This is a genomic window from Pseudoalteromonas sp. DL2-H2.2 (genome assembly GCF_021532535.1).
GTDB lineage: Bacteria > Pseudomonadota > Gammaproteobacteria > Enterobacterales > Alteromonadaceae > Pseudoalteromonas > Pseudoalteromonas rubra_A.
Genome location: NZ_JAKGBD010000005.1, coordinates 240,627 through 264,777, shown reverse-complemented (window position 1 = coordinate 264,777; position 24,151 = coordinate 240,627). Strand labels below are relative to the sequence as shown.

At 37.5% G+C, this 24,151-nt stretch carries 19 protein-coding genes; 1 reads left to right on the top strand and 18 read right to left on the bottom strand.

The genetic code is table 11. The features are described from left to right. Nucleotides 1–16 precede the first annotated feature (16 nt). From L1285_RS11030 to L1285_RS10950, 17 genes are all read right to left on the bottom strand, one after another. Complete coding sequence (locus tag L1285_RS11030) at nucleotides 17–1,021, bottom strand: ATP-grasp domain-containing protein (RefSeq protein ID WP_235412374.1); 1,005 nt, start codon at nucleotides 1,019–1,021, stop codon at nucleotides 17–19. Beyond that, nucleotides 1,021–1,782 carry a formyltransferase family protein gene (locus tag L1285_RS11025; RefSeq protein ID WP_235412373.1) on the bottom strand — a complete coding sequence of 254 codons (762 nt, stop codon included), beginning with the start codon at nucleotides 1,780–1,782 and terminating at the stop codon, nucleotides 1,021–1,023. The genes L1285_RS11030 and L1285_RS11025 overlap by 1 nt, the downstream gene beginning before the upstream one ends. A gap of 1 nt (nucleotide 1,783) precedes the next feature. Then, nucleotides 1,784–2,707, bottom strand: a complete 924-nt coding sequence (locus tag L1285_RS11020) for a 1-aminocyclopropane-1-carboxylate deaminase/D-cysteine desulfhydrase (RefSeq protein WP_235412372.1) — start codon at nucleotides 2,705–2,707, stop codon at nucleotides 1,784–1,786. Further along, entirely contained in the window at nucleotides 2,679–3,290 is a 612-nt protein-coding gene (locus L1285_RS11015; protein ID WP_235412371.1) for a sugar transferase, read from the bottom strand. The genes L1285_RS11020 and L1285_RS11015 overlap by 29 nt, the downstream gene beginning before the upstream one ends. After that, nucleotides 3,271–4,542, bottom strand: coding sequence for a glycosyltransferase family 4 protein (locus L1285_RS11010; RefSeq protein ID WP_235412370.1), 1,272 nt, complete (start codon nucleotides 4,540–4,542; stop codon nucleotides 3,271–3,273). The genes L1285_RS11015 and L1285_RS11010 overlap by 20 nt, the downstream gene beginning before the upstream one ends. Nucleotides 4,543–4,593: 51 nt before the next feature. After that, complete coding sequence (locus tag L1285_RS11005) at nucleotides 4,594–5,694, bottom strand: glycosyltransferase family 4 protein (RefSeq protein WP_235412369.1); 1,101 nt, start codon at nucleotides 5,692–5,694, stop codon at nucleotides 4,594–4,596. After that, nucleotides 5,691–6,989 (bottom strand): hypothetical protein, encoded by a 1,299-nt coding sequence (locus tag L1285_RS11000; protein ID WP_235412368.1) that lies wholly within the window; start codon nucleotides 6,987–6,989, stop codon nucleotides 5,691–5,693. The genes L1285_RS11005 and L1285_RS11000 overlap by 4 nt, the downstream gene beginning before the upstream one ends. Before the next feature lie 116 nt (nucleotides 6,990–7,105). Next, entirely contained in the window at nucleotides 7,106–8,857 is a 1,752-nt protein-coding gene (locus L1285_RS10995) for an asparagine synthase-related protein (protein ID WP_235412367.1), read from the bottom strand. A 2-nt stretch (nucleotides 8,858–8,859) separates the two neighbouring features. Further along, nucleotides 8,860–10,296, bottom strand: coding sequence for an MOP flippase family protein (locus L1285_RS10990; RefSeq protein ID WP_235412366.1), 1,437 nt, complete (start codon nucleotides 10,294–10,296; stop codon nucleotides 8,860–8,862). Nucleotides 10,297–10,387: 91 nt separating this feature from the next. Next, complete coding sequence (locus L1285_RS10985) at nucleotides 10,388–11,449, bottom strand: TDP-N-acetylfucosamine:lipid II N-acetylfucosaminyltransferase (protein ID WP_235412365.1); 1,062 nt, start codon at nucleotides 11,447–11,449, stop codon at nucleotides 10,388–10,390. A gap of 71 nt (nucleotides 11,450–11,520) precedes the next feature. Then, on the bottom strand, nucleotides 11,521–12,654 hold the full coding sequence (gene rffA / locus L1285_RS10980) for a dTDP-4-amino-4,6-dideoxygalactose transaminase (RefSeq protein ID WP_235412364.1): 1,134 nt from the start codon (nucleotides 12,652–12,654) through the stop codon (nucleotides 11,521–11,523). Between the two features lie 2 nt (nucleotides 12,655–12,656). Next, nucleotides 12,657–13,355, bottom strand: coding sequence for a GNAT family N-acetyltransferase (locus L1285_RS10975; protein ID WP_235412363.1), 699 nt, complete (start codon nucleotides 13,353–13,355; stop codon nucleotides 12,657–12,659). Next, on the bottom strand, nucleotides 13,348–14,229 hold the full coding sequence (gene rfbA, locus L1285_RS10970; RefSeq protein ID WP_235412362.1) for a glucose-1-phosphate thymidylyltransferase RfbA: 882 nt from the start codon (nucleotides 14,227–14,229) through the stop codon (nucleotides 13,348–13,350). Before rfbA ends, L1285_RS10975 begins: the two co-directional genes overlap by 8 nt. Nucleotide 14,230: 1 nt before the next feature. Continuing rightward, nucleotides 14,231–15,328 carry a dTDP-glucose 4,6-dehydratase gene (rfbB, locus tag L1285_RS10965; RefSeq protein ID WP_235412361.1) on the bottom strand — a complete coding sequence of 366 codons (1,098 nt, stop codon included), beginning with the start codon at nucleotides 15,326–15,328 and terminating at the stop codon, nucleotides 14,231–14,233. A 432-nt stretch (nucleotides 15,329–15,760) separates the two neighbouring features. Continuing rightward, nucleotides 15,761–17,998, bottom strand: a complete 2,238-nt coding sequence (locus L1285_RS10960; protein WP_235412360.1) for a polysaccharide biosynthesis tyrosine autokinase — start codon at nucleotides 17,996–17,998, stop codon at nucleotides 15,761–15,763. Nucleotides 17,999–18,012: 14 nt separating this feature from the next. Continuing rightward, the gene (locus tag L1285_RS10955; RefSeq protein WP_235412359.1) at nucleotides 18,013–18,447 is read right to left on the bottom strand and encodes a low molecular weight protein-tyrosine-phosphatase; all 435 of its coding nucleotides are present in this window, start codon (nucleotides 18,445–18,447) and stop codon (nucleotides 18,013–18,015) included. Between the two features lie 11 nt (nucleotides 18,448–18,458). Then, the gene (locus L1285_RS10950; protein WP_235412456.1) at nucleotides 18,459–19,580 is read right to left on the bottom strand and encodes a polysaccharide export protein; all 1,122 of its coding nucleotides are present in this window, start codon (nucleotides 19,578–19,580) and stop codon (nucleotides 18,459–18,461) included. 1,141 nt (nucleotides 19,581–20,721) lie between these two features. On the opposite strand from L1285_RS10950, the gene L1285_RS10945 reads away from it, so the two are divergent. Continuing rightward, complete coding sequence (locus L1285_RS10945) at nucleotides 20,722–21,669, top strand: IS30 family transposase (RefSeq protein ID WP_235412358.1); 948 nt, start codon at nucleotides 20,722–20,724, stop codon at nucleotides 21,667–21,669. Between the two features lie 1,005 nt (nucleotides 21,670–22,674). Here L1285_RS10945 and L1285_RS10940 read toward each other — a convergent pair. Next, nucleotides 22,675–23,841, bottom strand: coding sequence for a nucleotide sugar dehydrogenase (locus L1285_RS10940; protein WP_235412357.1), 1,167 nt, complete (start codon nucleotides 23,839–23,841; stop codon nucleotides 22,675–22,677). Nucleotides 23,842–24,151 lie beyond the last annotated feature (310 nt).

Here is a 24,151-nt window from a genome sequence, read left to right as displayed (position 1 = left end):
TGCTCTCTCATAATAATCAACGTGCTGCCACAATAGTGTCACATTTAGCAAAAACTTTATCTACCTCATAGTCTATAGTAATCTCTTCACTTCGACCTTGAATCGACATAATTAATGCTCTTACTAAATTTGCACCAGCTTCATGTGAAAACGGGTAGCCACCGCCAAATCTTGGATTAAGCTCCAGCAAATAAAGCTGACCTTCTTTTTCTAAAAAGTCGCAATCCATATTACCAACGTGCTGTAATTCACTACCAATTTTGGCGGCAAAATCACTAAAACGATCCGCTTTTACAGTCATAGCCTTGTCTGTTTCACCTGCCCGCATTGATAATTTTTCCTTACAAACAACTCCTTTAAATTGGCCATTCATATCATTAAATATATCAAGCCCATACTCTTTACCTTTAATGAACTCTTGAATCAATACATCATCATTAGATTCTTTAAACTGAGATAAGTATGAAATACTCAAAGACTTCTTACAGGCATTGTAAGCTTCAATCAACTCTTTTTCAGTTTCAACCACATACAAACCAAAAGAAGCTGAACCCCACCTAGGCTTAACAATTAATGGGTAATTTACAGAATGGGAAGCAATAGCAGCCAAAGTTGTATCTAGGCTAATAAAGCTAGAAGGCACGGGTATATTATTCTCTTTACAAAATAAATATGTTTTGTATTTATCAGAGCAAATATCTATTGCTGAGTCATTCGCCAAAACTAAAGTTACACCTAACTCCTCTAAAGATGAGCGGTGCTTCGATAAAATAGGAAGCTCCATATCATTTAAAGAGATAAGCACATCTATTTTTTCCAGCTTACAAATTTCAATAACACGACCAATATAGTCAGTATCGTATACACTCGGTACCAAATGCCAATTATCACAAGCAGCCAAGGCTGGAGCTGTTGTTGTCATATCAACGCCAACAATTTTTCCATTATTGTGTAATTCAGATTTAAAATAATCTACCAAGTATTTTCTACGGCCAACACAAGTAAATAAAAAGTTCATCATTAAGCCTTACTAACTAAATATTTCTTATCACCTTCAGAGAGGTATGCCCCACAGTGATCTCCAAAGGTAAAAGCACGTACCTTTCTATCAACCATGCCATTAATCAGGTCATATTGAGTAATTTCTTTAAGTTTATCTAAATCCTTTTTTTTATACTCATGGGCAACCTCACCCAATTCATTAATGTAGTAATCTTGGTTTGTTCTTGGAATTTCCTTACCTTCTTCTAATAGTTTTATCAATTTAATTGACGCTGCTTGTAAAGCGCAGAGTGTTTGTGTGAAAAAGTCGAAAGCTGTGGCGTTATCAACTACATCAAAAAACTCTCTGTAGACTATATCGCCGCAATCAACCCCTTCGTCAATATAATGAAGAGTTCCCGCACCGCGTTTTACATTTTGTAAAACAGCATGGTTTGCTATATTAGTCCCTCTAAACCTTGGTAACTCGCCACCATGAAGATTAATAATGCCTGGGCTAAATGCTTCAAAGTAATCTTTTTTGAATAATTTGTGATAACGAACTGATATTCCAAGTATTGGTTCTTTTAATGCTAATTCTTTTGCTTCTGTAAAAGAGATCCTATTTATACCTAACTTTTCGCAAGTCGCCTTTGCTGTGGTATAGTTCATACCATGATGCGAGAAGTCGTTACTTTGGTGGTCATCGTAAACAACCCCTAGCAACTCTATTTTTGATAAGAATAATTGTTCAATTAACCAACTTGCTAAAGGTACATTTCCAAATAAAATAACTTTCATTTTAAATAGCCTTAGATGACTGTAAATTTAATAAACCACCAGTATGCCAAAAAAGCACTTTACTACTTGCAGGGATCTTTGCTTTTTCGAGTAATTGGGTAACCCCGTACAGAGCTTTTCCCGAGTAAACAGGATCAAATGGCACACCAGTTTGACTAGTAACTCTTCTTACAAATTCAATTAACTCAGCATTATACTTAGCGTATCCACCAAAAGTGAATTGTTCTAAAAAAATGATATCCTCAACTCTATGTTGGATATTAAGCTCCGCGCAGAGAGGTGCATATAATTCATCAATAGCAGGTATGCCTCGCTCAGCTTGCCTAGCGATAGATATACCTACAACCTGAGTTTTCCAATTCTTTTTCTTTACTCCAGCGAGTAAACCAGCATGAGTAGCACCAGTACCACTGGGGAAAAAAATATAATCAGGTTCTTCTTCTAACTCATCCACTGCTGCAATGAAAGCCCGTGCACCATCAAGTGAATGTCCTCCACCAGGTATTACAAAAACATCAAGACCTTGCAATTCACACTTTCTTTTAATAGCTTCTATGGTCCGAGCTATTTCATCACTGTTTACGTAGTTAATTTCTGCATTAGTAGATTCGATAAAAAATTTATTACCGTGAAGATAATCAGACTCATCTTTTTCACCATGTAATACTAAGTGACACTTAATCCCTAAACGAGCGGCCATTAATGCACATACCCTAGCATGATTAGATTCTGCGCCGCCATTAGTTATAATTACATCAGGCAAACTAGTCAGTGAAGAGAGAATAAACCTATTCTTACGAACTTTATTTCCACCCATAAAGTCAGGCAAAAGATCATCACGCTTAATTTTAAATTTGCAATTTTTAATAGATAGATTAAGAGTAACTTCAGGGGATTCAAACATTCTTACTTTTGCTCCTTTCATCACTCAATTTCCCGAATTTAGAAGAAGGAACGACAACTACATCTTCCTTTTTAATCACTTTCAAGAATGTTAAATAGAGAATTTTTAAATCCAGTAAAAAACTTTGATTTTCAACGTATTCAATATCTATTTTCAATCGCTCATCCCACGCTAAATTATTTCTACCAGAGACTTGCGCAAGCCCAGTTAGACCAGGTCTAACATTGTGACGCATTCTTTCTTTTTCAGTATAGAAGTCTAAGTACTCTACTAGTAAAGGTCTAGGACCGACAAGGCTCATATCACCAATTAGAATATTCCAAAGTCCAGGTAACTCATCTAAGCTAGAGCTCCTTAGAAAGCTACCAAATTTAGTCAATCGGATACTATCCGGTAAAAGATTCCCAGAAGCATCACACTCGTTAGTCATACTTCGGAACTTATACATTTTGAAAACTTTGTTATTAAGGCCAGGGCGATCTTGAGTAAATAAAATGGGAGCACCTAATTTCACCCTAATTAAAATAGCAACAACAATTAAAACTGGCGCTAAAATAAATAAAGCTAATAGCGTAAGAACTAAATCAAAGGTGCGTTTTAACATTGTATTCTCCAGGAGCAATAGATGAAGCCAAATGAGACTTATTTTCTACTGTTGCGTTGATAACTTCTCTAAATTGTGATGCTAGCTTATCCCTGTCAAATTCTTGTTCAGCTAAAGTTCTGGCAGCTTCGCCTGCAGCTTTCAACCAACTTGGGTTATCAAGAGATTTTGCAACATCTTCAGCAACTTCATTAATAGGTTTTCGCCACATTGCTAAACCACAATCATGCTCTTGAACTAATTCATGCATCCATCCGCCATAATTTAGTAACACAGGAGTACCTGACGCTAATGCATCAAAAAACTTATTAGCTGAATTTGGCTGCATCTCAGGCATATCAATAAATAGGCAAGCAGACATGTTTGCTGCTGAAAGCAATGCTGGCATCTCTTTTTTAGGTAGTCGGTCTTCTAAAAATAAATTATTACCTAAAACATTAAGCTCACTTGCTCTACTTTCTACTAGCTCTTTATCAAAACCACTACCAACAAGTAATATCCGTATTTCCGAATTAATAGATAGAAGAGCTTTTGCAAGCTCAGCCATATAAGCGACACCATTAATTTTACCAAAAGTCCCTGTGTACACTAGCAATGGGCGGTTGCCCAGCCATGGACGCTTAGCTCTAAACTTAGCAGCATCAGTTTCACTATATAAAAACTCTTTATTATCACTACTATTCGGAATTACGGCAACGTTACTTTCTGGATAACCAGCTCTTACAACACCTTCTTTCATACCTGGAGACAGAGCTATAACGGCTTTTGAGTTCTTATAAGCCCATTTTTCAAGTTTATGTGCACACCACTGAGCAACTGGGTTATTCAAAGCCCCCATAGCAATAGGCAGCTCAGGCCATAAGTCACGAACTTCAAAAATCATAGGGATTTTATTACTCTTGGCGGCAAAGACACCAGGCAAAGCGATTGTTAGAGGGGTGCTTGTTGCAAACACAACATCACCTTTAATGCTCTTCGCTTTCATCATTGCTTTAAATGCAAACCTGAAGAAAGCTTTGATCCGCTCTTGGTAAGTTAATTTATTTGTATACGGAACAGGTAACCAATGTACATTAATACCAGACTCCACCGTAGTAAACCAATCAACATTTCTACACTCTTTATCGCGAGAAGAAGTAATCATATGTACTTCATGCCCTGCTGCAACCAGCCTCCTAGCCATTTCATAAGAGCGGGTACCACCACTCATCTCAGGCGTATTAAAATATTGATGCAGATAAATTACAACCATGTAAACCTTCGATAATTTGTAATAAACAATTTAATTGAAATATAAAGCTTTTTAAGCATATATTTCTTCTACGTATTTCTTAGCCAACTCATCCCATGAGAAACTTAGTGCAGGGTTATCCTTTTCAAAATTCAAACCATCAGGAAATCTATCAAGTGTATTCTTCACAGCCAAAGAAATAGACTCTTTACATTTTGGATCAGCTTTAAAGCCATATTCACCGTCAATAAAGTAACCATCTACACCTTGGCCTGTCGTGTAAACTATTGGCAAACACTGAGATATAGCTTCAACATAAACGAGACCAAAAGTTTCGTGATGAGAAACCATTACAAAAAATGTAGCCTCATCCATCTCTGCTAGTAGTTGTAATTTATTTAACTTACCTAAGAAAACGGTTTTCTCTTTAAGTTCCCTCGGCAGTTCACCAAAAACCTTCACATACTCCTCATAAGTACCACCAGCAACTCTAAATTGTGCCCCTATTAATTCTTTTGTTGCATCAAAAAAGGCTGATATGGTATTTTTTAAGTTTTTATTTTTATTAATATTTGCAACGTGTAAAGCAACCACTTTATCTTTAGTCGTGCTTTTTCTGATTTTAGCATTTTCTAAATAAAATTGGTTAACGCCATTTGGAACTACTTTTATTTTTTCATCAAAAGCATGGCCGAAGTAGTTTTGAAACTTTAACTTATGGGCTGGAGAAACTAGAATAATACTAGATGAATAGCTTAACGCTTTTTTAGCCAACCATTTATACTGCCTGTAATATTTAAACCCAGTATTAACATCAGTATTGCGTAAAGTTATGATCAATTTCCTTCCCGCCAGTCTCGAAAATATATACGCCGGTATACCATCTGAATACAAGGTATGGGCATGCACCACTTTAATACTCGAATTCTTAAAATAAGTGGCAAAGGCAGGGTATAGAATGCGTGTTAACTTGAGTAAGTAAAACGCGCGGGTGAATATACTCAGGTTCTTAACAAACTTAAAGTCAACGCTCGGCACTTGTTTTGTGCTCAGTTGCTGATTGAACCTTACTGGCACATAGACAAATTGCTTGCAATGTTGATTGAGTGCTGAAAACAATTCAAAAAATACTGTAGAACCTACATAGTAGCTACAAAAGTGTAATATTGTCATTCCATCACCTCATTTCTCATAGCTAGTCCTGCACCGACTAGTACCCCATATACAAGCCAGCTATATACCCCAACAATTAACTCTGCAAAATAAAAGAAGCCGAGAGAAAACAACAAATAACCGAAAACACCACAAAATATACTATCATATGTAACTTGTTTTTCGAAAGTGGCATTTTCGCCTTTCAAAAAGAATTTTCTGAGCTTTAATAAAATAATCAAAATACTCGAATAAATTAGTGAAAAACCAATAAAGCCATAATTAACTAGAATATTAAATGGTTCACTCTCAATTCCCCAAGATGAGTTAAATGAACGTTGTACCGCATTTGAAACACCCATAGGCCATTCATACCAACTACTGAGCAACGCTAGCCCATTTAGTACTTGAAGGTCTCGTCCACCGCCAGCAGACTCACCTAATGCTTCAAATCGATATAATATAAAAGCAAACTTTTCATCAAATTGAGTAGAACCAACATAACCGACAACAAGCAAAAAACAACAAATCAGCGGTAATACAAAAATACTTTTCGCTCCGATTCTAAACGACAACAAAAGTAGGTAAAGTGTAAAGCTAACCACAAACGCAATCATAGCGCCACGGGATCCACTGCTAATAACGTTGACTAAGCACAATATGAAAAAAATAAGCATAAGAAAAAGAGTTTGCTTATTTTTAATCTGTAAATTTTGCTGTAAAGTTAGCCTAAGCGTAAGTAATGCTACCGCAGCATAAAAAATAAAGAGGCTCATTCCTCCCCAAGAAATTGAATGCCCAGTGATACTATAAACGCGTTGGTTAGCACTATTATGCATCGCATTGGATATTTGAGCGTCACTACGACCATATATAGATGTCACCAGTTCTATATTAAATAGTTGAAGTATACCAATAAACAAGCAAAGAAAGCTTGCCCCCAGCAAAACATTTACAACAAGTATCTTCTTTTTTAATGGGAGGTGATACATGGTTATAGCTGCAATAAGGAAACATATAGCTCGCTTTAAATATTGCCAAAGTTCGGTAGGAAACCTTAATAAGCTTAAGTACTCCATTCCCTGCAAAATACCATAAAAGCCAAAGACAACTACAAATATAAACAACGGCAACACTAAATTATAACTTGGGCCTATATATTTTCTTTGAGATGCGTAAAAGAAAAAAATTAATGGCAGGGATAATAGCGGTAAAATATCATCAATACCCAGCCAAAGCCCTGCGACAGTTACTCTAGGCAAGAACTGGCCAAAGATAAGCAGGAGGAGCATTATAAAAAAAACTTTATAGAACATAATTTATTTCTAACTTTATAAAATTAAAATAGGTGATAGTACACCTATCATGACCTACTTCTTCAAACCAACTAGCACTAGCAGAAATTCACGCAACCTAAACCCCTTGGTACATATCAATAATTTAACTTTTCCTTTAACAGCTTTAAGTATATCTCGACTGTAGCAGCTCTCAATACCTGTGAGCTTTTGTTATAAGCTTTCGACTTCAAGTGAGGAATAAAATACCTTTTCAATAGATCGTCATTTGTTATCGCTTTGTACTCAGCAGTTTCAGCATCTAATATACTAAATAGATATTCAGAAACTTCTGGTGAGCGGATCCATCGGTTATAATCAGTATAACTTTGTGTTGATTTCATTCCAAGAATGACCTTGAGGCGCCTGCTTATTTTACCGAGATAACGAGATATGACATTCTCATTGTACGTTATCCCGGCTGGCTTCCCTGTCTGCTGCCATATTATAGTTTTAAAGTACTTCGGAAAAAACCTGTGCAACATTGTAGAATATAGTTTATTATTTTCCCTATACTCGTCTGGCAATGAATAAATCAACTCTACACATTGGTTATCAAAAAAGGGAGTTCTTTGCTCTATAGAAACCAAGGTATTAACGATGCCCATATTAATAAACCGCCTTCCTCTGGACATAAATAAATATGGATCTATATGATTAATATCATAGAAATCAGATTGAAAACTTTCATCTAAAGTAGTTCGATAATACTTTTCAACAATACTTTCATTTATTCTTTGATTTAAATGATTTCCATTCTTGAAATAACTCCCACCAAAGATTGCATCACCTAAATAACCATTTAAATTAACGTCGATACTTTTAGCAATATCACCAACAAACTCGCAACCATGCATATGCATCATATCTTTCAAACCATCAGTATTCCAAATTTGCTCGAATCGCGGTTTGAACCAATTTTTTTCGCTAAAGTGATACTCTTTATGACTCCAATTTGATTGTGATACAACTTGTTTAGCAATAGCAATATCATCACAACCCTCAATGCCAAACGTAAATGCACAACCTTTATAATCAGGATATAAATGCTCAATGGCCGCTAAGATAGCTCTTGAATCTAAACCACCACTTAATGTTATACCTACCATTTCTTTGGGGTTGAATCGACGCTCAACTGCCTTGATAAAGCGCTTGCCCAGTTCATCTACAGCGTCATCAAAAGATAAGGATGATGGACTTATTTCTGACCAGGCCCAATAGTGATATTGTGTAACTACGTTTTTTTGTAAATCCAATGTGATAACGGTTGCTGGTTTAATTAGCTTAATATGCTCAAACCAGGTTTTTTCTCCTAATAAGTGACCTAACTCCATAAAGCAATCAAAGCTCGTTGAATCTATAGCTTTATCTATGTTACCTGTAGCTAAAATTCCCTTTACTTCACTTGACCATGCAAACTTGCCTTTATACCAATACCAGTAAAGCATTCGCATTCCATAGCGATCTGAAATCAACTTAACTTGTTTTTTTTCTTTATCATAAATGGCAGCACAAAAATAGCCATCTAATTTATTTAAAAAGTCATCTAATAGGTTATTTTGGTATACAAACAGCAAGCATTCACTAAAGCTTAACCCCTCTTTATATCCAAAGCAGCTAGCTAGCTCAACATGATTATAAGCCTCACCTTCTACCCAGACAAGAAGATCATTCTTTTGTGTAGGTGAGCTTTTTTCGCCTATTTTATTTAGGTGCACACGAGAAGCTGCTATAAACTCGTCCTCAAATAGGTCATCTTTTTTAAAAGAGGGAAAAAGCATCATAGAGTTTTGAACTGACTCAATAGACACTGTTTGATTTTCTTTTGTAAAGCCAAATATTCCTGGCATAACTATTCCTTTCTAAAACTTATTAGTAGCTTCTTTTCAACCAGTAACAAATAAGGGGTATATAATATTGAGCAAACTATACCTGCTAATAGTACTCTTATAATGGGTGCTTCAAAATGAAACAAGTGTACAAGCAGTTGGGCAGCCCAAACTATTGTTACCGTTATGACGACAACTTTGACAAAATGCAAAAATACACCTAAATAAGAAATTCGGCCAATTTTAGCAATTAAAATATGCCAAATGACACCTACGGTTACTGATAAAAATAGCAGAGAAAATGCTACCGCTTCAACAGACTTGAAATATAAGAGAACGACAAAAAGTGTTATTGAAACGGTAATAGCCCAAAAAACATTCCACCAGAAACCTATATCTGCGCGCCCTAGTGCCAGTATTAAAGCACCTCCAGGATTACCTAACGCCTTTCCAACTCCCACAAATGCTAAGACGGTCACTAATATGGCCGTTTTTTCCCAACCTTCTCCAAAAAAGATCAAAACAATATCATTAGCAAAGAAAGATAAAAAAACCAAAATAGGAACAGTAAGTAAACTTAGCACTTTAACGCTCATACTGTAATATCTATTTAGAGCATCTTGGTTATTTTGAACTTTTGCATAGACTGGAAATGCAACCTTATTAACTACAGGGTTAATTTTAGCTAACGGAAAAATAATTAACTGCCATGCCATATTATAAAAACCAACAGCCTGAAAGCCAATCATCTTACTAATCAATAGTTTGTCAATATTGGCACTAATATAATTGACAGATTTTTCTCCCATTTGAAATAAGCCAAAAGAATAAAAGCCTTTAAGCTCGCTGTGCTTATATGAAAGGGTAGGGATATGAAATTTTTCAAACCCAACATACAAGAACAGTGCACTAGAGGTAAGCGCTTGCGTAAGCATTGCAAAAACTAATGCATATACTCCCCACCCACTGTAAGCAGAATATACTGCAACAATAAAAGAAAGGACTGCTGAAATAATTTCAACTTTCGCCATTAGATTAAACAAGAGCTCTTTTTGACATAAAACTCGATATTGGTTTCCAAATGCTACAATAAGAAAAACAGATGAAAGTATCATAAGAAGATTAGCGAGCCTTGCCTCTTCATAAAAAGAAGCTATTAATGGTGCTAGGATAACTATAATTAGGGCTAGTAAAGCACCAGATAAAATATTGAGCCAATATAAGCTAGATAGCTGACTTTTACTTATTTTCTGTCTATGGATAATCGCACTACTGACCCCCATATCCATAAAGGCCTGAGAAAAACCAATAACTACCATTAAAATAGCCATTAGCCCAAAATCTACAGGTTCCAGATAACGAGCTAATATTGACAACTGTAATAGCTGTAATATTGTAACTGTTAACATAGACACTGTGGTCCATTTAACACCTGTAATTGCATTATTTTTTAAAGACATAAATAAAAAGCACTAAAAAAACACATACAAACCAACCATTAGGCTAATAGGAGACATCAATTATGAAAATATTTACTAGGTCAAGACCCACTTATGTAAATAATTCCCTCAACTGTTTTAAAAAATTTGACTTAGAAAAATATGTTTTCACAACCTCAATGTTTCTTTCTTCTTTTGAAAACCCCAAATCATTTAGTTTTTCAATATCTCTTACATTTATACCCTTTTCTGTAAAAAACTCCCATTGTGAGGTATCCCTGCGTATATATACTGTTTTACCTAGCCCTAACAAAGTTATGGTGTTACCCATAGCTTGCTGCCGCTTATGATTAAATATAGCAATATCGATTGTTCCTAATAACTTTAAGTACTCTTCAAATGGTATAAACTCTGTAAGAGGTATAAATTTATCACCAAACCAATTTAATCCTTGTTTAATAACTTGATTAGCATTTTCTTTTGAGCCATAAGATAAAGGTACATATATACGTATATTTTCATCTTTAAAGGGTAATAGTTTTCGAAGCACTTCTAAATGATTGTTCGTTCGGTCTGCAGAGTTCCCAACCTGTATATTTATAAACTTCTTATCTTTATCTTTAACACCATATTCTTTATAAAGGTTACTTGGATACATTAAGCATTCATAAAATTCCCCTTTAGCAGAGTATTCTTTTTCGGCAATACTATAATCCTCTTTAAGGTATGTTATGTACCCCGCAAACCTACCCTTTAAGTTTTTAGCCATAACGTAGTTTAAAAGCGACTTGATTGTAGAAACCTTAAGCGAATAATTATATAAATCAACTCCCCACATAACCCAGTAGCTTTTTGATAAGAACTTTTGATTAAAAAACAAAAAGCGTACAATGTCTTTTGCGTAAAAGCTGTGAAAAATTATTTTTTCAGCGCCGTCGCAATACGGTTGTAGAATTTTAGACAAGCGCAGACTTTTCATAAGCCCTTTATATTGATTATTGAGATTGATTACATTTTCAGCTTCAGGTATCGTAAATTTGCTCTCAGGCTGACCAACCACATAGATAAAGAGGTGTTCATCACTGGGGAAGTTTTCAATAATAAAATTATAGAACTCGTTTATAAATTTATCATTTTTAATAATGTGAATAAATTTATATTTATTTATTTTCATTTATTATCAACCACCAAAAAAGACACACGCTCTATTACCATAAAAATTGGGCTAATTTAAGTTTGGAAGCTTTATACTTTAGTCGTGAAAAAGCTCAAAACACTACCAATTATTAATTCCACGTTTTCATCCGAGATAGAATAATATAAAGGAAGTCTCAATAAAACCTCACTTTCTTTAGTTGTGTATCTATCCTCTCCATTAAAGCGAGAAAACATTTGACCTGCAGCTGTTGAATGCAATGGGATATAATGAAAAACGGATGTTACACCACACTCCTTCAAGTGAGTTATCAATTCTTGCCTCTGCTTAAAGTTTCCAAGTTTTATATAAAACATATGTGCATTATGCTGTATAGAATCAGGAATATTAGGTAACTGGTGTGCTTGTAACTTTTGACTTAACGCTTCGTAATAACGATCCCATATCGATAAACGAAAATTGTTTATACGTTCAGCTGACTCCAACTGTGCATACAGGTAAGCGGCTTGTAATTCACTGGGTAAAAAGCTTGAGCCGACATCTTGCCATGTATATTTATCCACTAAACCATGCAAGAACTGACTACGGTTTGTCCCTTTTTCACGAATGATTTCAGCTCGAGCAACCAATTCAGGGTCATTAATTAATATTGCTCCGCCTTCTCCACCCGAAGAGTAATTTTTAGTTTCATGGAAGCTATAACATCCTATGTGCCCAATTGTACCCAATGCTTTATCTTTGTAAGTTGACATGACTCCTTGGGCTGCATCTTCGATTACCCAAAGGTTATATTTCTCTGCTATTCCTAATATTGTATCCATTTCACATGCAACGCCTGCATAATGAACTGGTACTATGGCACGAGTGTTTGGGGTTATAGCTGCTTCGACAAGTGATTCATCCATGTTCATTGTATCAGGTCGGACATCAACAAAAATGATTTTTGCGCCTCGCAAGACAAATGCATTTGCGGTAGATACGAACGTATATGAAGGCATAATCACTTCATCACCTTCTTTTATATCTATTAATATTGCCGCTAACTCTAATGCAGCTGTGCAAGAGGGTGTAAGTAATGCTTTAGCCGTATTAAAATTTTCTTCTAACCATGCTTCGCATTTCTTTGAAAAATGGCCATCACCGCATAGCTTATCAGATTGGATAGCTTGTTCTATATATTTAAGCTCATTGCCTGTTTTAGGTGGAATATTAAAAGGGATCATCTTTAAACCTGTTTATAAAACCAATATGAAATGTCCGTGATAGAAAAACCATCTTTCTCATATAAGTTTGCAGCTGAAATATTACTTGTTTGTGTTGCAACTTTAATTACTGTCGCATTTTTTGCCATACTGTATTTTTGAACGAGTTGCAATAACTGTTTACCAATACCTTTACCTTGAAATGGCGCAGCGACACCAATAAGCCCAATAGTTGCTTCAGAACCTCGGATACGTACAGTTACAAAACCAGAAATTGTGTCATCCACTTTTAAAACTAAGCAGCAATCATCAAATTTTGCTAGGACTGCATTTTCGATCCATTTTTGATAGAAACGGTCTCTTTCCAACGAGGTAAACCACGGCTCTCTAAACCGGCTATTTACATATAAATCAGTCACAACACACTTAAGTTCAACAAGAGAGCCTTCTGTTGCTAGATATGATTCAAAATCTGTTAAAGAAGTAACATTTTCCGTTACAGGCAATACCTTTTTAAAAACAAGCTCACCTTCAACAAAACTAAAATCGTGATTATTTATATGTGCTAAACTTTGGTAATTATTAGCATCAATCTTAACTGTAATGAGTGAGTTTTTAGGCCAACTTTCAATTTTATTGCCAAGTGTATCTAGCTCAACTGTATAGATATTGCGCTTGAAAAAATCACTGTCCCATTCTTTATTCTTAAATAATTCAGACATTATTTTTTACTAAATCCATTAGATACTGTCCATAGCTATTTTTTAACATGGGCTTTGCTAACTCTTTCAGTTGAAGTGCCGTTAACCACCCATTATTAAATCCTATTTCCTCTAAGCAGGCTATTTTATAACCTTGACGCTTTTCAATTGTTTCTACAAACTGTGCGGCTTCTAATAAGCTTTCATGTGTGCCAGTATCTAACCACGCAAAACCGCGGCCAAGAATTTCTACATTCAGCTTGTTTTGTTTTAAATAAATTTCGTTTAGGCAAGTTATTTCCAATTCGCCACGTTGTGATGGTTCAACTTGTTTTGCCAGCTTCACAACTGAATTATCATAAAAATAAAGTCCAGTTACAGCTAAGTTTGACTTTGGCTTAGTTGGTTTTTCTTCAATAGAAATCGCTTTCTGCTTTTCATCAAACTCTACTACACCAAAACGTTCAGGGTCTTTTACTTGATAACCAAAAACCGTTGCGCCTTGACCACTACTCGCATTTTGCACAGCATGCTTTAACTTGGGTGTAAAGCCTTGACCATAAAATATGTTATCCCCAAGGACCAAGCATACGTCATCTTGACCAATAAACTCTTCACCCAAAATAAAGGCTTGTGCTAAACCGTCTGGGCTAGGCTGAACGGTATAACTAAGCTTTATACCAAATTGAGAGCCATCTCCTAATAAACGCTTAAACGAATCACTGTCTTCAGGAGTCGTGATTATTAAAACCTCTCTAATACCCGCTAACATTAAAACCGAGAGGGGATAATAGACCATAGGTTTATCGTAAATAGGTAAAAGCTGCTTAGAAACCCCCATTGTGATCGGATACAAACGGGTACCAGACCCCCCAGCGAGAATTATTCCTTTCATTTTATCGCTCATTTAGTGAATTAGCTAACACACCAAGACGTTCACGTTGATACGAACCATCTTGAACATTCTGACACCAATCTTGATTATTCAAATACCATTTCACTGTTTTACGAAGACCAGTTTCAAAGGTTTCCACTGGATTCCAGCTTAGCTCTTTATTCATTTTTGAAGAGTCAATTGCATAACGCCTGTCATGACCTGGTCGATCATCAACAAAAGTTATAAGCTCAGCATAGCTTTGTTCTTTAGGCACCAATTCATCTAAAATATCACAAATTGTTTTTACTACTTCGATATTTTGTTTTTCATTATGCCCACCAATATTATATGTCTCGCCAATTACCCCCTCAGTAACCACTTTGTATAAAGCGCGAGCATGATCATCTACGTACAGCCAATCACGAATTTGATCGCCTTTACCATAAATAGGCAAGCTTTTACCTTCTAATGCATTTAGAATCACCAAAGGAATTAGCTTTTCTGGAAAATGATATGGCCCATAATTGTTTGAACAATTAGTAATTATTGTTGGTAAGCCAAATGTTCTTAGCCACGCTCTAACTAAATGATCACTTGAAGCTTTACTCGCAGAGTAAGGGCTACTTGGTGCATATGGAGTTTGCTCTGTAAATAAAGGTAAGTCGTCTGACTTGTTTTTTATTTCTTCAGGGTGAGGAAGATCACCATAAACTTCATCTGTAGAAATATGGTGAAATCTAAACTTTCCTTTTTCACTTTCACTTAATGTGCTCCAGTACTCTCTAGCAACTTCAAGTAGAGTATAAGTACCGACAATGTTTGTCTTTATAAATTCAGCAGGACCTGTAATTGAGCGGTCGACATGACTTTCAGCAGCTAAGTGCATTACTAAATCAGGCTTGTACCTTTTAAAAGTATTTTCGAGCTCATTACGTTCGCAAATATCAACTTGTTCAAAAAAATAACGGTCGCTTGTTGCAACCGACTTTAGTGACTCAAGGTTACCTGCATAAGTCAGTTTATCTACGTTAATTACGCTATTATCTGTTTCATTAATTAAATAGCGAATTAGTGCCGACCCAATAAACCCAGCACCACCTGTGACTAGTACTTTCATATCTAGTTTACCAACCCTTTGAAGTCAGAGATGTATTTACTACCCTTAACTGAATTACTTATTTTAATCAGCTCAGAATGTCCCACGGCTAATAATACAAAGCCTTCAATAAAAAATTAATTATTAATGCTGACTTTTCCAAAAAACACCTTTATCAAAGGCCATAATTTAAAAGGCAATGAAACTTTTAAATTTCATTACCTAATTAGAACTTTAATTATCGAGAAAAATTAAACTGGCATTCACTCTATATAGGCGCACAGGCCCTACAAATCATATCATTGAGCCTTATCTTTTGTCCTTTTAAAAACCTATTTTATACACCCCCTTAAATAAAGGTTAATAAAAAATATAAACACAAGTTTAAAAGACTAAATCACTTCAGGTTGTTAGTTAATTTAAAACCTATATATTAAACGCTTTTCTATACAACTATTTATCAGATTTATATTCATAGTTGTAATAGCCATAATAGCCATAAGCATTACTTGCCTTCTTAACTACACCATTAAATACAACGCCTTTAACATCAATTCCATTCTGTTCAAAGCGGTTACGAGTTACTTCAAGCTCTTTTACATGGTTTTGACCAAAACGGGTTACAAGTAAAGTACTGCCTGCATGAGCACTCACAATAGCAGGATCTGTTACTGCTAAAATAGGTGGTGTATCTATAATAACAAGGTCGTATTTGGCACTTACTTTCTCAACTAATTTTGAGAAGTTTTCATGCATTAATAACTCGGAAGGGTTTGGAGGTATCTGACCTCGTGTCATGACATGTAGCCCTTCAACTTGGCTATTTTTAGTTGCCTGTTCAAGACTAATTCGGCCAGACAGATAATCGCTCAAGCCATTATCCCACTGCATACCAAATTGAGTTTGTAAGTAACCTTTGCGCATATCCGCGTCGATTATTAGTACTTTTTTATTACTTTGTGCTAGTACTGTTGCGAGGTTCACTGAAATGAATGATTTACCTACACCTGGGCTTGGGCCCGAGATGGCGATAACATTATTTTTTGCTTCCATCATGGCAAAGTGCAGGCTGGTACGTAAACTACGTAACGCTTCGATAGATAAGTCAGCAGGGTTGTCGACTGCTAAAATTGATTTTGCTTTAGCTGTTTTTCCTTTACGAGCCTTTGCAAAGCCTGTTAGCTTAACCTGGTATTCAGAATAAGGCACGCTTGCGTACACAGGTAAACCTAACGCTTCAATTTCGCTTGGGTCTTCAATGCCTTTATGAATTGCTTTTTGAATAAGAACAACTGCAACTGCCAAAATACCACCTAGCATGGTTAACATAATTACAATTAGAGCTTTTTTTGGCTTAACTGGTTTAGAGGCATTCACTTCAGCAATGTCAATTATACGAACATTACCCACCGTACCGGCACGAACAATGTCTAACTCTTGAGTTTTAGCCAAAAGTAAAGTGTATATTTCGTTATTAACCTCTACATCGCGTGTTAAACGTAACAACTTTTGTTGAGTTTCTGGTAACACCTTTACTTCTGCAGCCAAGCGTTGTTTTTGAGTTTCCACCGCTTCTATTTGCTCAACCGCGGCCTGATAACTTGGGTGACTTTGCTTAAATTTACGGCCTAGCTCTAGTTTTTTAAGCTCAAGCTCTTGTAATTGCGTTTCTAGTTTTACTAATTGTCTTAACACACCTTCCGTTTCTAAACTGATATCGACAGACTGTTGCTTGACCTGGTAATCGTTAAAGCGTTGTTCAGCAACCTCTAATTGCATTTTAACTTGAGGCAATTGATATTCTAGAAAGTCTAAAGATTTTTGTGCTTCTGCGCTATTTCGCTCTACGTTTCTACGCACATAAATACCTGCCACTTTATTAAGCACATTTTCAGCATACTCTGAGTCAGCGCTTTGAAGACTCAGGTTGATAATACCTGAATCTTTACCTTTTTCACTGGCGCCAATTGCAGCTTGTAAATCAAGAATAGTGTTTAAGCGGTCACGCTTAACTAGCGTAAATTCTGTGTCTGGGCGGGCAATTAACGTTTTAAGAGTTAGGCTGAATGTGCCATTTGTTACTTCCTCGCCTACTTTTCCTTTTAAAATGCTCTCGTCATTACCATCTAACAGCTCAAACTGATTATTTGCAAGTGCAACCAAAGTAAAACCTACACCAATTACATTTTGTGGTACTTCAAATTTAAATACTTCTATTTTTTCGCCACCCCATGCATAACTAGACGCACCAAAACTTGGCTCAGCTAAATCTCCCTCCTGAATAGGTGTGAATTTGCGAAATGCCCTCCCACCAATGATTGGGAAGAATTTTGGCTTTGCAACAATGTCGAGTTTTAAGCTGCCTACGGCTTCTCCAATGATACTACGAGACTTCAAAAGCTCGATTTCAGTCACTGCGGCCGAGGTGCTTTCGAACATACCACCTAACTCATCAAAACCAGGGACTGAACCACCTTTTTCTTCAACCTGTATCATAGCTGTCGCTTGGTAGATTGGCGTACTAAAGATAGCGACAGCTACGCCTATTATCATGAACAGTACAGTTACACCAGTTATGAATAATTTGCGGTCTAGTAAAGCACCAAGTAATGCCATTAGATCGATTTCTTGCGCTTGCTGCGTGGATTGCTTTGATTGCATACCACTCAATAGGTTTGATTGAGCGTTCATTGACTCTTTCATCCTTATAAATACTTCTGCCAAGCGCCACACGCGCTATCGATTAAATCATATACATGCTCGAAAGCTTCGCGACTTTGACGGTATGGATCTGGTATTTCTTTATCACCCAGCCATTTCCCAAGCAAAAATGTTTTTCCTCGTGCTTGCGGATAACGGGAACATAAGTCCTCTAGATGGCGCTGCTCCATCACCAATATAACGCTGTTTTGGGAAACCAGCGAGGTACTAACTTGCTGACCTTTGTGTTCAGACATATCAATATCATTCTGAGCAGCCAGCTCCTGAGCCAATCTATCGGCTGGTTTACCAACCAAAGCAGTCAAGCCAGCTGAAGAAACTTTTATGTTACGGCCTTCAAGCTTATTTCGTAATACATATTCTGCTGTGGGGCTGCGGCAAATGTTTCCCGCGCATACCATTAAAACACTATCAAACATGAATTGTCACACTATTGATTGTCGATATCTTGCAGCGCATCCACCGTGGCAAGTGAAGGCAGCAAAAGGCTGATAACTTTGTTCCATCTAGCGAGAGGAGCGCTAGTAACATATACAATGTCTTGTGGCTCCAATTCAAATTGCTCAGCTAGAACCAAGGACGCTATATTTCGAGCGTGCAATTGATATACATCGGCAACAACGCCATCGTTTTTCAAATCGCGTTTACGTAAAACAAAGACACCATTAGCATCAGCAGTCCGCTCGTTAATGCCACCAACTTCACTTAGTGCCTCCGCAAGGCTAAGTCCATAGCGATTAATGCTTACTTTGCCTGATTTAGTTACATCCCCAAGCACGTAAACGTTGCGCTTGTCATTTCGGGTAACGTGGATTAGGTCACCATGCTGTAGCAAACGGTTCTGAGAAATATCCCCGTTAGCATAAAAGTCGTTCAACCTGATTTGCTCTGTTTTATCACCCCGAGTAAAATTGACGACTTTCCAGTCAGCATCGTCAGTCAAACCACCTGCTTGATTTACAGCGTCAATCAAAGTGAGTGGAGTTTCAGTAATAGGCAAAACGTTGGGTTTGTTTACTTCCCCTGTCACATAAACTTTTTGACTTTTAAAGCCTACAACTTTTACGTCAATTTGCGGGTCTTCAATAACGCGGCTTAACCGTTTTATCAGGTCTTCACGTACCTCAGCCACAGTTCTACCTGCTGCAGGAACTTTTGGGGCGTAGGCAAATGTAATAGTACCATCTGACTGCACACGAAAGCCGTCAAACTCTGCGGTTCTTTGTACCGCAGCGGGTATCGTTAGCTCAGGATGGTCCCACACACCAATTGTGAGCACGTCACCGATGCCAAGGCGGTATTCAAAATCAGATACATCAACTCCCTGTGAGCTCTGCATGCTGCCTGATAGGGGGGGAGACTGAGCAATCTTAGATTCTTTTATGAGTTGCGCATCGATTAGATGAATATTGATATTCTCAAGGTCTTTCTGCAAGCTCGCAGTTTGTTCACTTGAACTTATTCCTTCAAAATGGCCGCCGGGAATAATCGAACAGCCAGTCATTGCAAGAAATAGAGAAGAAGCAATGATAGTTTTACAGCTTAGCGCCATTATTTTTTCCCAAAAATAGATAGTTGTTTCTTTCAATTCTTATGGTGTGGTATTTCGCAGCCCCAATTAAAGCATGCGTCATTGTTAATCGCAAGTGACAAATCTTCCAATGCCCACACGGCTTAACCGCCGTGCTTTTCAGTACTCACTTTTGCTTCCGCCGAACTCACAAATGAGGACCTGCTCACTTAGATAGAGACTCCCCAACTTTGAATGGAAAAGGCGCTCTTAAATACTATAAGCCCCAAACATTAACACATAGAGACTATCGAGTTGATCCGACCTGGCTAAGCTTTTTGCTTCTATTTTTAAAAAGGACCTTAACCACGCACTCGTCGGGGTAATGCCACAACACACAGGCTCGAATCAATTCTGAAACCATCGATACCTATTCAACTAATCCTAAAGGACTAATATCTATACAAACATAACGTCTTATTAATTTATAAAGCGCAATAAAACATACGTATTTGCCCTAATAGCAGTTATGAAAGCAACCACCTCAGACAGTACACTTTAATTGCATCTTTGGAAAGCCACTAGCTGAGTGCCTACAACTTACAAGTTGAATAGCATGTAAGCCATATAAAGCTTTATAAAATGCAACCGAGGGCAAAAGTCCTTGAGCTTGCACTATACGTAATGGATACTGTCTTTAACAGTACAGGGAATTAGATAGGATAACGAAATTTCGTACCCTTGGCTTCTGCAGAAGTCTAATCAGACTTGATACCGAATGACTATTTGCGTTCCATGCACTGATTTTCAAATTGATAACCCAACAATAATACGCCGTATTATACTAACTTTATTTTCTGAGTCTAGCTCTCAGAGTATCAAGTTTGCCCATTTGCCAAGCGACAACTGACTTTGGGAGATGGGGGTTTCCAGAGTCTCTTGATACTCTCATCATCAAATTTCACACAAGCCCTACCTGAACATGCAACATAAGCTAGCACCTCATTCGTAACTAGCTTACCTCCTACAGCAAGCTAGCGATAAACGTCTCGATACCACTCTACAACTTTCCACTTCCCCTGATTTCAGATAATAAGTGCGACATTCATGGTAACGTGTAGAAGAGGAAGCCAACTACTGAAAGTGGTACGCTCTTCTCGCCAAAGAAACAAGCAGTACTACCATGAAACATCAGCAGTTGACCGAGGGCAGAAGATACCAAATTTCCACATTATTGGAAGTAGGTTGTTCTGCCTCTGAAATCGCCGAAAAAGTAAAATGTCATCGCTCCACCGTTTATCGAGAGTTAAGAAGACATAGAATCAACGAGCCATATTGCCCTGATGCGGCGCACGTAATGGCTATAGGGAAACGCAAAACGGCACAGAAATATCGTGTTCCTCAAAAACGAATCGACTTCACCCGAATACTACTGCAATCAGATTGGAGTCCGGAACAAATTTCAGCAGTATTAACGAGCGTCAAACAGCCTGTCAGTCACGAGTGGATCTATCGCTATGTTGCTGTTGATAAACGCAATGGTGGAAAACTCTATCGTCACCTACGTCAAGGGCATAAGCGATATAGACGAGGTAGAAATGACAAAGGCCCTACGATTTTAAATGCAATGTCAATTGATGAACGACCCGAAGTCGTGGAAGAGCGAACACGGCTCGGGGATTGGGAGATTGACACCGTACTAGGAAAGCAAGAAAATGATGCTCTGGTCACTGTTTTGGAGCGAAAAACACGCTTCTATCTTGTCAAAAAAGCCGCATCAAAATCAGCGGAAGATGTTGCACAGGCAACGATAGAACTGCTTTCGCCTTATAAAAAGTACGTGCACACAATCACGGCAGACAATGGTGGCGAATTTGCCGCTCATGAACTCATTTCGACCTCTTTAGAGGCGGATTTCTACTTCGCGCATCCTTACTCTTCCTGGGAGCGTGGGGCAAACGAAAATGCGAATGGTTTGCTGCGTCAATATATAAAGAAAGGCACTGATTTGAGAGAAGTAAGTGATGTAGACGTCGAGTTCGCGATGTCGCGGATAAATTATCGACCGAAAAAGTGTTTGGGTTTTAAGCAGCCAGCTGTAGTATTCAAAGAAATGATGCAGGCCGCTTAATTTAGGTAAGAGTGTCGCACTTCAGAGTTGAATTCGGGCCCTCTCTCACACCAGCCTGCGATACACAATCAATTGCTCGAACAAATCATTTTTATCAGATAAGGTTTTATAAGCCCACCGGGTTACATATCCTGAGATTTTTCTTTTTAGTAATATCCAGTTCACTTGCAATCGCGTCGATGAAATCCATCAGATTGATTGGACCACCGTGCCCAATGTTACAAACACGATATGGTGCAGAGTTGCTTACCAGGGCCCTGGTTTCGATTTACCACTCTGAACGTTTGCCTGGAATTATATCAGCGATCCGAACAACTCCTTCAACAATACCGTCTGCATAAGTGGAATCTCACCACATATCAGCGTTATTGTTGGCATTAATAGGCACCCCTTTAAATTGTCTTATTTGTAAATTTAAACTGAGCCAGGACTGGTCTTAGCCAAGAGCAGTAGACTGTGAAAAAAGCGCGACCCAGTCGTCGGTATGTCATAGAGGTGCGAATAGCTATGCGACATTAATTCATTAGATTGTTGTCGCGGCATACAAAGAAATGGAATGCTCCAAAGGTTCAGCTTTACCAAATGATGTTTTACGTTTAGCCCATATAGGGCGCCCTAAGACGCATACACATACTAAAACGCCTTTCGACGATACCCGTTAAGTATATATTTGAATGTCCAGTCTAATAACTTCAGCATAAACTTGCTGGTTATCCAAACATAACGCACAGCTGCTTATGCAGCCAGATGTACTACGTAGCTAGACTATTAGCCAGCGAATAGCTGCTCAACCATAGTGCCTGATCCGCAATCTCGACTCTACGAGCCTAAATACGTTATCATCAGATATCAACTTCAACCGTGTATGGTTAAGCTCATCACTGTCGCCATTATTGATATTATCAATGCCAACAACATCAAGCTTTAACGCGAGTAATTTCTTGCTAACTGCCGCGTTTACAAACCCAGCAGCTATTACCAAATATTTGACATTACGCCGTCTTACTAATCGATTCCGAACAGGTCTCTGGTGTACACTTTATCAGCAACATCAATTAGTTCATCAGACAGTCGATTCGAAATAATGACATCTGAAACAGACTTTAGCTCTTCCACTGTATTGACCACTTTAGAGTGGAAAAACTCACTCTTAGTGTAGGTTGGTTCATAAATAACCACCTCAATGCCCTTTGCTTTAATTCTCTTAATTACACCCTGAATAGCAGAAGCTCGGAAGTTATCAGACTCGCTTTTCATTACCAGTCTGTATACACCTACAACCTTAGGGTCTTTCTTGATAATCGAATCTGCAATGAAGTCCTTCCTGGTTGTATTAGCATCCACGATGGCCTGAATTAAGTTATTCGGTACGTCTTTATAATTCGCTAACAGCTGCTTAGTATCTTTCGGTAAACAATAGCCACCATAGCCAAAGGATGGATTGTTATAATGGTTGCCTATACGAGGATCCAACCCAACACCTTCAATGATCTGCTTTGAGTTTAGGCCATGAGATTCTGCGTAGCTATCGAGCTCATTAAAGTAAGCAACGCGCATAGCTAAATACGTATTTGAAAACAGCTTAATGGCTTCAGCTTCACTCGGATCAGTGAACAAAATGTCAATATTTTCTTTTTCCGCACCATCAGCGAGCAGCCTGGCGAATGTTTCTGCTCTTTCTGAGCGCTCACCCACAATAATTCTCGAAGGATATAGGTTATCGTGTAACGCTTTACCTTCTCTCAAGAATTCAGGCGAAAAAAGAATCTGGTCACAATTAAACTTCTCTTTTATTGATTCTGTATAACCCACAGGAACGGTTGACTTGATTACCATTACGGCTTTAGGATTAAGCTCAAGTACATCCTTGATTACACTCTCAACTGAAGCAGTATTAAAGTAATTAGTTTCTGGGTCGTAGTCTGTAGGTGTTGCGATGATTACAAACTCTGCATCTTTCAGTGCTGAGTACTTATCTGTTGTCGCAACAAAATCTAGAGGCTTATTTTTTAAATACTCAGCTATGTGCGTGTCTTTAATCGGAGACAACCGGTCCGACAACAGATTTACCTTTTCGACATCTATATCAAGAGCTGTTACTGAATTATTTTGAGCTAATAAAAGCGCATTAGACAACCCAACATATCCAGTACCCACTACAGTAATTTTCATTCTTAAAAACCTACTTTACAGTTAAATCAATCAATTCTATTGCCGGTTTCAAAATCTCATTGTAACAAACAAAGTTAAGGCTGTAATCTTCTACTTCAGCTAACCCATAACGAGATTTCAGTAATCGCTATTGAATACTCAGCCCTCGAATGATGAGCAGCAACCAAAGTTACTATCGCCCTAGCCTAGTTGCTCACATTCAAAATGGCATTGAGTGTGAATCTTCCAAAATCAACTTGACTCCGTGTTTACGTATTATGGTTATAACACAGAAGAACGACACAAAGAGTGAACGAAACTTGAAATATTT

What these genes read in the sequence shown, in the direction of transcription:
- L1285_RS11005 (WP_235412369.1), bottom strand. Translation starts at nt 5,694, where the DNA reads ATGACAATATTACACTTTTGTAGCTACTATGTAGGTTCTACAGTATTT.
- L1285_RS11000 (WP_235412368.1), bottom strand. Translation starts at nt 6,989, where the DNA reads ATGTTCTATAAAGTTTTTTTTATAATGCTCCTCCTGCTTATCTTTGGC.
- L1285_RS10990 (WP_235412366.1), bottom strand. Translation starts at nt 10,296, where the DNA reads ATGTCTTTAAAAAATAATGCAATTACAGGTGTTAAATGGACCACAGTG.
- rfbA (WP_235412362.1), bottom strand. Translation starts at nt 14,229, where the DNA reads ATGAAAGGAATAATTCTCGCTGGGGGGTCTGGTACCCGTTTGTATCCG.
- rffA (WP_235412364.1), bottom strand. Translation starts at nt 12,654, where the DNA reads ATGATCCCTTTTAATATTCCACCTAAAACAGGCAATGAGCTTAAATAT.
- L1285_RS11015 (WP_235412371.1), bottom strand. Translation starts at nt 3,290, where the DNA reads ATGTTAAAACGCACCTTTGATTTAGTTCTTACGCTATTAGCTTTATTT.
- L1285_RS10960 (WP_235412360.1), bottom strand. Translation starts at nt 17,998, where the DNA reads ATGAACGCTCAATCAAACCTATTGAGTGGTATGCAATCAAAGCAATCC.
- L1285_RS10950 (WP_235412456.1), bottom strand. Translation starts at nt 19,580, where the DNA reads ATGGCGCTAAGCTGTAAAACTATCATTGCTTCTTCTCTATTTCTTGCA.
- rfbB (WP_235412361.1), bottom strand. Translation starts at nt 15,328, where the DNA reads ATGAAAGTACTAGTCACAGGTGGTGCTGGGTTTATTGGGTCGGCACTA.
- L1285_RS11020 (WP_235412372.1), bottom strand. Translation starts at nt 2,707, where the DNA reads ATGAAAGGAGCAAAAGTAAGAATGTTTGAATCCCCTGAAGTTACTCTT.
- L1285_RS11025 (WP_235412373.1), bottom strand. Translation starts at nt 1,782, where the DNA reads ATGAAAGTTATTTTATTTGGAAATGTACCTTTAGCAAGTTGGTTAATT.
- L1285_RS10985 (WP_235412365.1), bottom strand. Translation starts at nt 11,449, where the DNA reads ATGAAAATAAATAAATATAAATTTATTCACATTATTAAAAATGATAAA.
- L1285_RS10975 (WP_235412363.1), bottom strand. Translation starts at nt 13,355, where the DNA reads ATGTCTGAATTATTTAAGAATAAAGAATGGGACAGTGATTTTTTCAAG.
- L1285_RS10995 (WP_235412367.1), bottom strand. Translation starts at nt 8,857, where the DNA reads ATGCCAGGAATATTTGGCTTTACAAAAGAAAATCAAACAGTGTCTATT.
- L1285_RS10940 (WP_235412357.1), bottom strand. Translation starts at nt 23,841, where the DNA reads ATGAAAATTACTGTAGTGGGTACTGGATATGTTGGGTTGTCTAATGCG.
- L1285_RS11010 (WP_235412370.1), bottom strand. Translation starts at nt 4,542, where the DNA reads ATGGTTGTAATTTATCTGCATCAATATTTTAATACGCCTGAGATGAGT.
- L1285_RS10955 (WP_235412359.1), bottom strand. Translation starts at nt 18,447, where the DNA reads ATGTTTGATAGTGTTTTAATGGTATGCGCGGGAAACATTTGCCGCAGC.
- L1285_RS10945 (WP_235412358.1), top strand. Translation starts at nt 20,722, where the DNA reads ATGAAACATCAGCAGTTGACCGAGGGCAGAAGATACCAAATTTCCACA.
- L1285_RS11030 (WP_235412374.1), bottom strand. Translation starts at nt 1,021, where the DNA reads ATGATGAACTTTTTATTTACTTGTGTTGGCCGTAGAAAATACTTGGTA.